Annotated in this window: 14 protein-coding genes; 9 read left to right on the top strand and 5 right to left on the bottom strand. The window is 65.7% G+C overall.

Annotated features, from left to right (window positions below):
• Positions 1–4 precede the first annotated feature (4 nt).
• Together LJ725_RS18875 and LJ725_RS18880 are read left to right on the top strand one after the other, a co-directional pair.
• Positions 5–448 (top strand): NfeD family protein, encoded by a 444-nt coding sequence (locus LJ725_RS18875; RefSeq protein ID WP_230552203.1) that lies wholly within the window; start codon positions 5–7, stop codon positions 446–448.
• A complete protein-coding gene (locus tag LJ725_RS18880) occupies positions 445–1,407 on the top strand; it encodes a Bug family tripartite tricarboxylate transporter substrate binding protein (RefSeq protein ID WP_230552204.1) in 963 nt (320 codons plus the stop codon). Before LJ725_RS18875 ends, LJ725_RS18880 begins: the two co-directional genes overlap by 4 nt.
• Positions 1,408–1,485: 78 nt before the next feature.
• On the opposite strand, the gene LJ725_RS18885 is transcribed toward LJ725_RS18880, so the two are convergent.
• A complete protein-coding gene (locus tag LJ725_RS18885; RefSeq protein ID WP_230552205.1) occupies positions 1,486–2,196 on the bottom strand; it encodes a hypothetical protein in 711 nt (236 codons plus the stop codon).
• Positions 2,197–2,298: 102 nt separating this feature from the next.
• On the opposite strand from LJ725_RS18885, the gene LJ725_RS18890 reads away from it, so the two are divergent.
• The gene (locus LJ725_RS18890) at positions 2,299–3,507 is read left to right on the top strand and encodes an MFS transporter (RefSeq protein ID WP_230552410.1); all 1,209 of its coding nucleotides are present in this window, start codon (positions 2,299–2,301) and stop codon (positions 3,505–3,507) included.
• Between the two features lie 83 nt (positions 3,508–3,590).
• Positions 3,591–3,875, top strand: a complete 285-nt coding sequence (locus LJ725_RS18895; RefSeq protein ID WP_230552206.1) for a hypothetical protein — start codon at positions 3,591–3,593, stop codon at positions 3,873–3,875.
• A gap of 2 nt (positions 3,876–3,877) precedes the next feature.
• Here the strand turns inward: LJ725_RS18895 and LJ725_RS18900 are convergent, their stop codons facing one another.
• The 3 genes from LJ725_RS18900 to LJ725_RS18910 all read right to left on the bottom strand — a co-directional run bounded on the left by LJ725_RS18900 (position 3,878) and on the right by LJ725_RS18910 (position 6,439).
• Positions 3,878–4,984 carry a PLP-dependent cysteine synthase family protein gene (locus LJ725_RS18900; RefSeq protein ID WP_230552207.1) on the bottom strand — a complete coding sequence of 369 codons (1,107 nt, stop codon included), beginning with the start codon at positions 4,982–4,984 and terminating at the stop codon, positions 3,878–3,880.
• Between the two features lie 69 nt (positions 4,985–5,053).
• Positions 5,054–5,500 (bottom strand): hypothetical protein, encoded by a 447-nt coding sequence (locus LJ725_RS18905; RefSeq protein WP_230552208.1) that lies wholly within the window; start codon positions 5,498–5,500, stop codon positions 5,054–5,056.
• Positions 5,501–6,439, bottom strand: coding sequence for an acetamidase/formamidase family protein (locus LJ725_RS18910; protein WP_230552209.1), 939 nt, complete (start codon positions 6,437–6,439; stop codon positions 5,501–5,503). It lies immediately after the preceding gene.
• Between the two features lie 81 nt (positions 6,440–6,520).
• Here LJ725_RS18910 and LJ725_RS18915 point away from each other — a divergent pair, with 81 nt between their 5' ends.
• Entirely contained in the window at positions 6,521–7,381 is an 861-nt protein-coding gene (locus tag LJ725_RS18915) for a 23S rRNA (adenine(2030)-N(6))-methyltransferase RlmJ (RefSeq protein WP_230552210.1), read from the top strand.
• Positions 7,382–7,405: 24 nt separating this feature from the next.
• Here LJ725_RS18915 and LJ725_RS18920 read toward each other — a convergent pair whose 3' ends face one another.
• Positions 7,406–8,227, bottom strand: a complete 822-nt coding sequence (locus LJ725_RS18920) for a polyphosphate kinase 2 family protein (RefSeq protein ID WP_230552211.1) — start codon at positions 8,225–8,227, stop codon at positions 7,406–7,408.
• Between the two features lie 95 nt (positions 8,228–8,322).
• Here LJ725_RS18920 and LJ725_RS18925 point away from each other — a divergent pair, with 95 nt between their 5' ends.
• The 4 genes from LJ725_RS18925 to LJ725_RS18940 all read left to right on the top strand — a co-directional run bounded on the left by LJ725_RS18925 (position 8,323) and on the right by LJ725_RS18940 (position 12,075).
• Entirely contained in the window at positions 8,323–9,453 is a 1,131-nt protein-coding gene (locus tag LJ725_RS18925) for an ABC transporter permease (protein WP_230552212.1), read from the top strand.
• A 98-nt stretch (positions 9,454–9,551) separates the two neighbouring features.
• Entirely contained in the window at positions 9,552–10,304 is a 753-nt protein-coding gene (locus tag LJ725_RS18930; protein ID WP_230552213.1) for an ABC transporter ATP-binding protein, read from the top strand.
• Positions 10,305–10,309: 5 nt separating this feature from the next.
• Complete coding sequence (locus LJ725_RS18935) at positions 10,310–11,344, top strand: MlaD family protein (protein WP_230552214.1); 1,035 nt, start codon at positions 10,310–10,312, stop codon at positions 11,342–11,344.
• Positions 11,341–12,075, top strand: coding sequence for an ABC-type transport auxiliary lipoprotein family protein (locus tag LJ725_RS18940; RefSeq protein WP_230552215.1), 735 nt, complete (start codon positions 11,341–11,343; stop codon positions 12,073–12,075). The genes LJ725_RS18935 and LJ725_RS18940 overlap by 4 nt, the downstream gene beginning before the upstream one ends.
• The last annotated feature ends 31 nt before the right edge of the window (positions 12,076–12,106 follow it).

Raw genomic sequence — 12,106 nt, forward strand, 5'->3', positions numbered from 1 at the left:
GGCCATGTTCAAGATCCTCTTCTGGTACTGGTGGGCGGTCGCGGCGGTACTGCTCGTCTTCGAGATGATGCTGCCGGGCGTGGTCTTCCTGTTTCTGGCCATCGGCGCGGCGGCGGCGGGCCTGTTCCTGCTGGTCGTGCCGGACCTCTCGCTCGAACTGCAGCTCCTCACCTTCGCCGTGATTTCCGTCGCGGCAGCGGTCGGGCTTCGCCGCACGCTGCGCCGGCTGCAGCATGCCGACAATCCCGCGACCTCGACGCTCAATGCGCGGGCCGATGCGCTGATCGGCCGGATCATCGTCCTCGACGAGCCGATCCTGAACGGGCGGGGCCGGGTAATCCTGGGCGACGGCAGCTGGAGCGTGACCGGCCCCGACATGGTGAAGGGCGCCAAGGTGCGCGTGAAATCGGTGAGCGGCACCGAACTGGCCGTGGAGCCGGCGCCATGAGACGCAGGCTCCTGCTGGCGTTGCCCGGACTGCTGGCGGTCGAGGCCGCGAGCGCGCAGACGCCCTATCCCACGAAGACCGTCCGCCTGATGGTCGGCGCCAATGCCGGCGGCGGCACCGACATCGTGGCCCGCATGCTGGCCGAGAAGCTGGCCGAATCGATGAAGGGCACCTTCGTCGTCGAGAACAAGCCCGGCGCCTCCAACACGATCGCCGGCGATCTCACCGCCAAGGCGCCACCCGACGGCCACACGATCCTGGTCGCCACCAACACCGGCCAGGCCATCGCGCCGCATCTGCTGAGGCTCGGCTTCGATCCGATCAAGGACCTGATCCCGATCGGCCTCGTGGTGAACGTGCCCAACGTGCTGGTGGTCGGCGCCTCGGTGCCCGTCAACTCGGTGGTCGAGCTGATTGCCGCGATGAAGGCGCGGCCCGGCGAGTTCAAGTACGCCTCCTCGGGCGTCGGCAGCACGCAGCACATTGCGGGCGAGGCGTTCGACGCGGCGGCCGGCGTGAAGGGGATGCACGTGCCCTACAAGGGCAGTGCGCAGGCCCATCTCGATATCATCGGCGGCAATGTGCAGATGATGTTCGACACGACCTCGTCGGCGATGGGCCAGATCAAGGCCGGCAAGTTCAAACCACTGGCCGTCACTTCGGAGCGTCGCAGCAGCGAGTTGCCCGATGTTCCGACGCTCGCCGAGGCGGGCCTGCCGGGTTTCGACATGACGACCTGGTACGGCGTCTACGTGACGGCGGGCACGCCGCCTGACATCGTCACGAAGCTGCAGGCCGAGCTGACTCGCATCGTGGCGCTGCCCGACGTTCAGGCGAAGCTGCGCGGTCTCGGCGGCGAGCCCGGTACCATGAGCGTGGAGCAGTTCGCGCGCTTCAATGCCCAGGAATACGAGCGTTTCGGCCGCCTGATCCGCGAGGCCAACATCAAGCCGGAGTGATGGCCGAGCAAAGCTCGGCCGTTGAGCGGCAGGACATTGCCTGGCAATGTCCGAGAGCGCCGAAGAAAGGTCGTTCACTCAAGACTTGGCGATCCACGCCTTGATCTTGTCGATCGTTGCCCGCTCGATGCCATTGTAGCCGTGATGGGCGCGGGCCTCGCAGTCGTCGCCGGTTGACGTGCCGCCCGCCACCTCGATCGTCTCCGCGCCATTGCTCCTGGCTGACGCCGAGGCGGAGGGCTTGGTGACCCGGCACGCATCCATCGCGTGATAGACGACGAGGTGCCGGCTCTTGAATCTCCTCGTGTCGAAGCTCGCGATCCGGTTCATCGACGAGGTATGGACGAAGCCCGCGACCATACCGTCGAGGGCCGGCGACAGGGTCATCGTCGAATCGGTGCTGCGGCTGGTGCCGATGACGTAGACCGGGATGCTGCCGTAGCGGCGCTGGAGGTCGCGTACGATCGCCAGGATACGATCGGGTGTCGTGGTCGCGTCCGTCGATGCTGCAACGAACGGTCCTTCCGCGAATATCTCCCGCGATCGGATGAGGAAGTTGCCGGCGAGGGAAAGCGTGAGCTTGCCGTCGATCAGGCGCGGATCGAGGTTGCCCGACCCGCCGGGCATCAGGATGACACCGTAGCGCGGTGTGCCGCCGCCGGTCGTGAGCACGTAGGGAATATCCTTGCCGTCCGGCAGTCGGGCGCTCACCAGCTCGTCCCGTGCGGACGCGGTGCTCGCGGCCGTGATGCTCAGCAGAACGGCAAGACAGACCAGTCTCTTCAGCATTATTTGCGCCTCCGGACCGAGTAAGACCCTAGTGTCCGTGCAAGAGGGTTGCAAATATTTAACCCATAGGTTAACAAAAACCGTCAGACATGGAGGATCGCGATCGAACGGTCTTACGGCTGGGTCATCGTCGGTGCCGGCGCCCTGATGGGATGCGTCGCCATCGGTGCGCTGTTCTCTCTGGCGGTCTTCCTCCAGCCCATGTCGGACGATACCGGCTGGTCGCGCACCGGTATCTCGAGTGCCATGACCCTCGACTTTCTCACGATGGGCGTCGCGGCATTCGGGTGGGGCGCACTGAGCGATCGCTTCGGACCGCGCGTCGTCGTGCTGTCGGGTGCGCTCCTGCTGGGGCTCGGTCTTGCGCTCGCCAGCCGCGCCACGAGCCTGCTCGAATTCCAACTCATTTACGGGGTCGTCGTCGGCATCGCCGCCGGGGCAGTGTTCGCACCAATGATCGCGACCGTGACCGGTTGGTTCGACCGGCATCGCAGCCTTGCCGTGTCGCTGGTGTCGGCCGGCATGGGCGTCGCGCCCATGACCATCTCGCCCTTCGCCCAGTGGCTGGTCTCCGCATACGACTGGCGCACGGCACAGATGACGATCGCCATCGCGGCCTGGGTGCTGCTGGTTCCGGCGGCCCTGCTGGTCCGCCGCCCGCCGGAAGTCACGGCGGCGTCGCCCGGAATGCCGGCGGAGGGCGGGGAGGGGATGACCGTCGGACAGGCGCTGCGCTCGCCGCAGTTCATCGTGCTTTCGCTCACCTTCTTCTGCTGCTGCGCGGCGCATTCCGGCCCGATCTTCCACACGGTGAGTTACGCACTCGCCTGTGGCCTGCCGGCCATGACGGCCGTGACGATCTACAGCGTCGAGGGACTGGCGGGGTTGGGCGGCCGAATCCTGTTCGGTCTCCTGGGCGACCGGTACGGCGCTCGGCGGATCGTCGTCCTCGGGTTGATGGTCCAGGCGGTCGGAGCCGGCAGCTACTACTTCACCCGCGATGCCGGGGAGTTCTACGCCGTCGCGGTCCTGTTCGGCATGGCCTATGGCGGCGTGATGCCCCTATACGCCGTGATCGCCCGAGAATACTTCCCAATGCGCATCATGGGCACCGTGTTCGGCGGCGCAGCGATGATCTCCAGCCTGGGGATGGCGCTGGGGCCCGCGGCCGGCGGCTGGATCTTCGATACCTTCCACGGCTACGGTTATCTCTACATTGCATCCTTCGGCATCGGCCTCGCGGCTGTCGCGGTGGCCCTGGCCTTTCCACCTGTCCCATCGCAACGTGAAGGGGCTGTGCGGCCCGCCTGACGGCACCTCCACAATATTGCGCCCCCAGCGCAACGCCGGGGCTCTTCTGCGGGTTGATCGGGTAACGGAACCCGGAGTCTTCGATGAAACTGGCCTTGCCTGTGCTGCTGATCCTCGCAACCGGCGTCGCCCACGCCCAGCCGCAGCGCTTCAATTCCGACTTCAGCACAATGCAGGAGTCCGGGCCGCCGGTGGCCGGCGGCAGCGGCATGACGGCCGGCCCGAACTGGAAGAACCAGGCGACGCTTCCGATGCCGGGTTCGCAGGAGATCAGCGAGCTGCCTCGCTACCCGCTTACCGACCAGCCGGTCCCGTCCAGATCGGTGGCGCCCCCGGTGCAGAGGGCTGCGCCGCGCGCCTTACGCTAAGCCTAGATGATGGCCTCGCCGTCCTGGAGGAACGCTTCCAGCGCGCGCTCGTGCGGCGCGAGGTCGAGGCCTTGGGCCGCGATCCAGTCGTCGTTGTAGTAGGTGTGCCCGTAGCGCTCGCCGCCGTCACAGATCAGCGACACCAGGGAGCCCTTGCGGCCTTCCGCCTTCATCCGCGAAGTCAGGATGCACAGCGCGACGAAGTTCGTGCCGGTCGAACCGCCGACCTTGCGGCCGAGCAGTCGTGACAGCACCCGCATGCCGGCCAGCGATTGCGCATCCGGCACGCGCATCATGCGATCGATCATGTTGGGCATGAAGGATGGCTCGACCCGCGGGCGGCCGATCCCTTCGATGCGCGAACCGCGATCGCAAGTCGCCTGGAGGTTGCCCTTCGAGAAGGCTTCGAAGAAGGCCGAGTATTCGGGATCCGCGACGCAGAGGCGGGTGGCGTGGCGCATGTAGCGGATGTAGCGGCCGAGCGTGGCCGTCGTGCCGCCGGTGCCGGCGCTCATCACGATCCAGGTGGGGACGGGATGGGGCTCGCGGCTCATCTGCTCGAAGATCGATTCGGCGATGTTGTTGTTGCCGCGCCAGTCGGTGGCCCGCTCGGCATAGGTGAACTGGTCGACGTAGACGCCCTTCAGGTCGGCGGCGAGCTTCTCGGCGGCGGCATAGATGCCGCTTCCGTCGGCGATGAGATGACAGGTGCCGTGCCGCCGCTCGATCTCGGCGATCTTCTCGGCCGAGGTCGAAGCCGACATCACGGCATGGAAGGGCAGGCCGAGCAGTCGCGCGAAATAGGCTTCGGAGATGGCCGTCGAGCCCGACGAGGCCTCGACGATCGGCGTGTCGTGCCGGATCCGCCCGTTGCAGATGCCGTAGAGGAACAAAGAGCGCGCCAGCCGGTGCTTCAGGCTGCCGGTGGGATGGGTCGATTCGTCCTTGAGATAGACGTCGATCCCGTCGAGCACCGGCAGGTCGAGGCGCAGGAGATGCGTATCGGCCGAGCGGCGCTGATCGTTGCGGATCAGCTCCAGCGCCTGCCGGGACCATTCGGCATCGTTGTGACGGGCTACCGCCTCGTCGAGAAGCTGCAGGTGCGTCATGGTCCGCTCGTCCGTTTCCCGGTTCGTGCTGTCAGTCGCGACGATCTTCGCGGACGAAGGGCTCGCAGCTCAATATCTTTGGCAAGAAAATTCAAATACTTCCACCGACGTGTCGCCCTCTCCGAGCATGCGACCTTCAAGGTCGAATGGGCCGTTAGGACCTTTTGCCTTGTAGAGAAATCTGAAAGCACGGCCGTCGGACAGCAGGATCGACATCGCCGGATTGGTCGGTGACCCCAGCGGGTAGGTTTGAAAGGCTCTGCCTTTGATGTCCCATGCTCCCCCCTGGCCACCCGGAGTGACCTTGTCGCGGCGGAAGTCGATCTTGAAATTGGCGCCTCCGGTACTCACCGAACACCCGCCCTTGAGTGTGCAGGTGTATCTGAGGGTTTCCTTGCAGGCCACTCGGACCGCTTGATCCCAGACAGGCTTCGTCGGAACCCAATCCTGCGCGAAAGACTCAGTCGACAGGATCAGGAGCGCAACACCGCCCAGTATCTTTGCGGCTGCCTGCATCTAGCCGCCGATGATCTTCTTCTCGATCATGCAATGGATGCCCTTGTTGCCGTCCACCGTCTGCGTGACGTGCAGGTCGGCTTGCAGACTGCAGAGCATGTAGGCGTCCTCGGGCTTGAGGCCGGTCTTGGCGGTGATCAGCCGGATCATGTCGCGCAGGGCTTCCTTGGCGGCGTCGTCGAGATCCTGGTCGAAACCGTGGGTGATCCAGTGCGTCGCGGTCTCGGCGCGCGGGTTGTTGAGCTTCATGCCCTTGTGCAGGGTGAACTTGAAGGTGCCGCTGAGGCTGGTCTCGAGCGCCGTCAGGTTGACCTCGCCGTCGCCCTGGACTCCGTGGCCGTCACCGGTCGAGAACAGGCCGCCGTCGGCGAAGACGGGGAAATAGACGGTCGTGCCGACGCGGAAGTGCTTGTTGTCGATGTTGCCGCCGAAGGCGCGCGGCTCGACCGAGCTGCACTGGCCCCATTCCGGCGGCGGGGCGACGCCCATGATGCCGAAGAAGGGCTTCAGTTCGATCTCGGTGCCCCACGGCATGGTGCAGACGCCGCGGTTGGAATCGATCGGAATGTGGGTCAGGCGGAAGAAGGGGAAGTCCTCGGGCAGGGTGCCCATCAGCGGCCGCTGCACGTTCCAGCCCCAGTTGGTGCGGAACTTGATGTCGAGCACCTCTACCGCCAGCACGTCGCCGCGCTCGGCGCCTTCGACATGGACCGGGCCGGTCAGGATGTGGCGGCCGATATGCGGCTTCAGCTTGGCCAGGATTTCGCGATGCTCTGGCAGGACGTTGAACGGTTCGCCCGGCAGGATTTCGGCGGCGCCGGAGACGCAGTGGATGGTGGCCGTGTCGCCCGACTTGATGCGAAGCTGCGGCTCCAACTGGCTGTCGAAATAGCCCCAGTGGCAGGTCTCGGGCGAAGAGTGCAGCTCGTGGTTGGCCATTTCGATCCTCAAATGTAGTGTCCTGCGCCCGAAGCACATACCGTGCCCGGGGAATCATCTCAAATCCGGGCCCAGTCTTCCGTGAACTACCGCCACGGCTTTCACGCCGGCAATTTCGCCGATCTGCTCAAGCATACCGCGCTCTGCGAGTTGCTCCGGCTGCTGACGGCCAAGGACAAGAAGCTGTTCGTGCTGGATACCCATGCCGGCGCGGGCGGCTACGATCTCGCCGGTTCGCAGGCGCGCCGCACGGGCGAGGCCGAAGCGGGGATCGGGCGGCTGATAGCCGAGCCCAGGACCGGGATGCCCGACGCGGTCGCGCGTTATCTCGCCGCCGTCCAGGCCTACGATCGCAAGTTCGGACCGGCTGGCGGGACGCTGCATCGCTATCCCGGCTCGCCGCGCCTGATCCGGGCCGCCCTGCGGCCGGGCGACCGGTTCATCGCCTGCGAAAGGCACCCCGAGGAAGCCCTCAAGCTCAAGCGCGAGTTCGCCGGAGACCGCGCGGTCGAGGTGCGCCAGTCTGACGGCTACCACGCGGTGAAGGAGTTGCTGCCGCCGGTCGAGCGCCGGGCGCTGGTGCTGATCGATCCCCCGTTCGAGGCCAACGACGAGTTCGAAGTGCTCACGCGGGCGGTGCGCCACGGCCTGCGTCGCTTCGCGACCGGCTGCTACGCGATCTGGTATCCCATCAAGGACGAGGCGCCCGTGGCGGGGTTCCTTGAATCCCTGGCGGGGGTCAAGTGCCTCGACATGCGGCTCGACCTCGGGCCGCGTACGCCCGAAGGCAAGCTTGCGATGTGCGGCCTCGTCGTGATCAACCCACCCTGGAAGTTCGAGGAGGCGATGCGCGAGGCGCTGCCCTGGATCGCCGCGCGCCTCGGCGACGGCGTCAGGCCGACTTTCCGCGTGCCGGCTCTCGCGGCTGCGCCGCAGGCCTGAGCGGGCGATCGATCGGATGAATCGTCACTTTTTCTTCGTTGCCTTGTCGGCGGATTCGGGGCGCCAGCCCCAGGCCTCGTAGGCCGCTTCGGCGATCCTCGGATCGAGCGCGTGATCCTCAAGCGTGACGCCTTCGCCCAGCGCATCGGCCACGATCTGCAGGCCCGCCAGCCGGGCGTGCATCTTCTCGTCGCTGGCCAGGAGATGCCAGGGCGCGTGCACCGTGTCGGTCTTTTCCAGCATGTCCTGGTAGGCGTCGAGATACTGCTCGCGCTTGGCGATGTTGCGGAAGTCCTCCAGGCCGATCTTGTAGTGTTTGCTGGGTTTGCTCAGCCGCTCGATCATGCGCCGCTTCTGTTCCTCGGCGCTCACGTGCACGAGCAGCTTGACCAGACGCACGCCGTCGTCGGTGAGTTGGCGTTCGAACTCGTTGATCTCGCGATAGGCGCGCTTCCAGGCGGCCTTGTCGCACAGGCCTTCGATGCGCTCGACCAGCACGCGGCCATACCAGGTCCGGTCGAAGATCGCCCAGTTGCCGGGCGCCGGCAGCCGGTTCCAGAACCGCCAGAGATAGTGCTTGCCCTGTTCCTCGGCCGTCGGCGCGCTGATCCGGTGGACCTGCACCGATTTTGGTTCCAGTCCGGCAACCAGCCGCTCGATCAGTCCGCCCTTGCCGGCGGCATCCCAGCCGTCGATGCAGATCATCACTCGTCCGCCGGTCCGCAGATGGTGGATATGGAGGTCGAGGAGCCTCTGCTGCAGGCCCTTGAGCTGCTTTTCGTAGCTGTCTTTGTCGATCGGACCGTCGATCATCTCGATCTTGTCCAGACGCGGCCATTTGCCCATCGAATCCTCCGGTGCGGATGGTGACAGCGCCGCGGGGGCGAGGCAATGCGCTCGGAGATTGACAGCAGGAACCCGCGCGACGACTAATCTCGCGGATGGCCGAAGCGGAACCCACAATTCGTTACACGGAGCGCGCGGGCAAGTCCGTCGTCGAGGTCGGCGGGACGTGGACCGTGTTCAGCGTGCGCGGCATCCGTGAAAAGGCCGAGAAGGCGCTTCAGGCTGCCGGGGCCGGTGCGAAGGGCCAGCGCACGGTCGACGCCACCGGGCTCGAGAAGGTCGATACCGCGGGCGCGCTCGAGATCCTGGAACTGGCCGGCGGCGGTCCCGAGGCCGAGGTGAAAACCCGCGACGAGGCGCAGGCCGCGCTGTTCAAGATCGTGCGCGAGAACATGTGCGACGCGCCCCCCGATCGTCGCGTCAACTGGTTGGCGCACTGGCTCGAGGAGATCGGGCGCGGCACGATCGATTTCTACAAGCAGGTCATCAAGCTCTGCGCCTTCTTCGGCGAGATCCTGGTCGTCGTCGTCGAGGCGATCCTGCAGCCCAAGCGTTTCCGGCCGAGCGCCGTGGTGCGGCAGATGTACGAGGTCTGGATCCGGGCGCTGGTGATCGTCGGGGTGCTCTGCTTCCTGATCGGCGTGGTCATCGCCTACCAGGGCGTGCAGCAGCTCAAGCAGTTTGGCGCCGAGACCTTCACCGTCGAGGCGGTCGGGATCGGAATGTTCCGCGAACTTGGACCGCTGCTGACGGCCATCATCGTCGCGGGCCGCTCGGGCAGCGCCTTCACCGCCCAGATCGGCACCATGCAGGTCAACCAGGAGGTCGATGCGATGCGCACGATCGGCCTCAACCCGGTGGAATGGCTGGTGCTGCCGCGCATCACCGCGTTGCTGATCTCGATGCCGCTGCTGGCCTTCTGGGGCGACATGGCGGGCCTGCTGGGCGGCGCCGTCGCCTGCACGGTCTATCTCGATTTCACCTTCGTGCAGTTCTTCGACCGTTTGCGCGACACCGTCGGGCCCTGGCATTTCTACACCGGCATGATCAAGGCGCCGGTGTTCGGCATCGTGATTGCCGTGATCGGCTGCTTCGAGGGGCTTCAGGTCAGCGGCAGCGCCGAGAGCGTCGGCCAGCTGACGACCAAGTCGGTGGTCGAATCCATCTTCTGCGTCATCGTTCTCGACGCGATCTTCTCGGTCATCTTCCTGCTCGCGGGCGTGTGATGGCCGCGGTAGCCCCGGCCAACAGCGAGGATCTGCCGCCGAAGGCCCCGCTGGCCGAGGGCGGGCAGATTTCCGATCACAGGGACGGGCGCGACGTCGTGCTGCGCCTGCGCGGAATCCGCACCCAGTTCGGCGACAAAGTCATCCACGACAATCTCGATTTCGACTTGTTTCGCGGAGAGATCGTCGGGCTCGTGGGCGGCTCGGGCAGCGGCAAGTCCGTCTTGCTGCGGACGATCATCGGCCTCATCCAGGCGCGCGCAGGCACGGTCGAGATGCTGGGCGTCGATACCGGAACCCTGCACGGAAAGGCCAAGCGCCAGATGCTGGCCCGCACGGGGGTGCAATTCCAGGATGGCGCGCTGTTCTCGTCGCTCACTGTGACGGAAAACATCATCGTACCGATCCGCGAGCATGCCGGGCTCGAAGAACAGACGATGCGGGAGATTGCCGCCCTGAAGGTCGCGCTGGTCGGCCTGCCCGGGGATGCGGGGGACAAGAAGCCCTCGGAACTTTCGGGAGGCATGCGCAAACGTGCCAGTCTGGCGCGGGCGCTGGCGCTCGATCCCGAACTGTTATTCCTGGACGAGCCCACCGCCGGCCTCGACCCGATCGGCGCTTCCCACTATGACGAACTCGTCAAGGGCCTGTCCCGCAACCTGGGGCTCACGATCCTGATGGTCACGCACGACCTCGACAGCCTCAGCGCCATTTGCGACCGGATCGCGGTCCTCCTCGACAAGCGCGTCGTGGTGGGTACCATGGCGGAATTGCTGGAATACGATCATCCCTGGGTCCGGGAGTATTTCCATGGACCGCGGGGTCGCGCAGCGCGGCAGGAGCATAAGTAGAGTCGATGGAAAGAAAATCGCCCTATGTGCTGATCGGCGCGGCGATGATCCTGTTCGTGGCGGCGGTGGCCGGCTTCGTGATCTGGAAGCTGCGCGCCGGCGATCGCACCTCCTACGCGTACTACGACATCCTGTTTTCCGGGGACGTGCAGGGGCTGACCAACGATTCGCCCGTGTTCTATCGCGGGTTGCGGGTGGGACGCGTCGCCAACATCCAGCTCACGTCGCGGGTCGATACCCAGCGGTCGACCGGTCGGGAGCGGCTCACGGAAAAGATCGAGGTCACGGTTGCCGTCGATTGGTCGATCGATATCCGCGACCGGTCGTATGCGGTGTTCGAGAAGCCGTTCATCGCCGGTGCGCCCTTCATCCAGATCGTCGGTCGCCTCGACGTCGATCAGGTGAAGCCCAAGAAGAAGCTGGGCGACAAGCCCTATCCCGAAATCCGCGAGGGGGCCTCGTTCCTGCAGGCAACCTCGACCTCCGCGCAGGAACTTCTGACCAAGGCGAGCACGACGGTCGACCGGCTGAACGATCTGTTGAGCCCCGACAATATCGGTGCGGTCACGGACTCGCTGAAGAACCTGCAGACGGCGACGAATGCGTTCGCCAAGTCCGACGTCGCGATCCAGACCACCCTGGCCGAGCTGCCGGGCGCCATCGCGGAGTTCCGCAAGACCTTCGCCAAGCTGGACAGTCTCACCACCTCGCTGACCCTGATCGCCCAGGAGATCGGGCCGCAGGATGCGGAGACCCGAAAGGCGCTGGCCGGCAAGGACCCGGGTGAGTTGCGCAAGACGCTGAACGAAACCCGCGCGGCCCTGGCCAACATCAATTCCGCCGCAGGGCAGCTCAGCAAGCTCGTGACGGACAACAGCCGTCCGATCAAGAATTTTACCGAAACCGGCCTGACCGAGTTCTCGCTCGCACTACGCGACCTCCGCCAGCTCACCGCCAATCTCAACGTCATCGCCACACGGTTGGAGCGAGATCCCGCGAACTTCGTGTTCAGCGGCAAGCAGGGATACACGCCGAAATGATCCGTTGCCTGGCCTGCGTGGCCGCCCTAGCTCTCCTGTCGAGCTGTTCGTTCGTGAGTGCCGTCGATTCGGCGGGGGAGCCGACCGACCTCTACACCGTGTCGCCCAAGAGCACGTTCGATTCGGACCTGCCTGCAGTCTACTGGCAGCTGGCGGTGGAGGTGCCGGCGGCGGCGGCCAACCTCAATACCGGCCGCATCGCCATCGCCATGACGCCGACCTCGACGGACTACTACGCCAAGGTGGCGTGGACCGACCGGGCGCCGCTCATGGTGCAGACCCGCATCGTCGATTCCTTCGAGAACACCCGCAAGATCGTCGCCGTTTCGCGCGAGTCGATCGGCCTGCGCGCCAATTACGTGCTGCAGCCCGACCTGCGCAATTTCGAAGCGCTGTACTATTACGGCCAGCCGCCGATCGTGAAGGTGCGGATCATCGCCAAGCTGGTGCGCATGCCCGACCGCCAGATCATCGGCGTCGCGTCCTTCGAGCGCTGCGTGCGGGCGCGTGCCGACAAGGTGCCGAAGGTCGTCGAGGCTTTCGACCAGGCGCTGGGCAGCGTGATCAAGCGGCTGGTGTCGTGGACCCTGCGCACGCCGCCGGCGCGGCCGCCCAGCGAATCCGCGCCCTACGACATCGAGCGCTTCCGCAACCCGGCGAATTCCGTGGTCGACAGCGAGAACTGTCCGAGGGGCAACGACGCCTCGATGGTGCCCTACACCGACGAGTGACGCTATTCTGTCGTCCCGAGCGCAAGCGAAG

Source organism: Reyranella aquatilis, assembly GCF_020880995.1.
Lineage (GTDB): Bacteria > Pseudomonadota > Alphaproteobacteria > Reyranellales > Reyranellaceae > Reyranella > Reyranella aquatilis.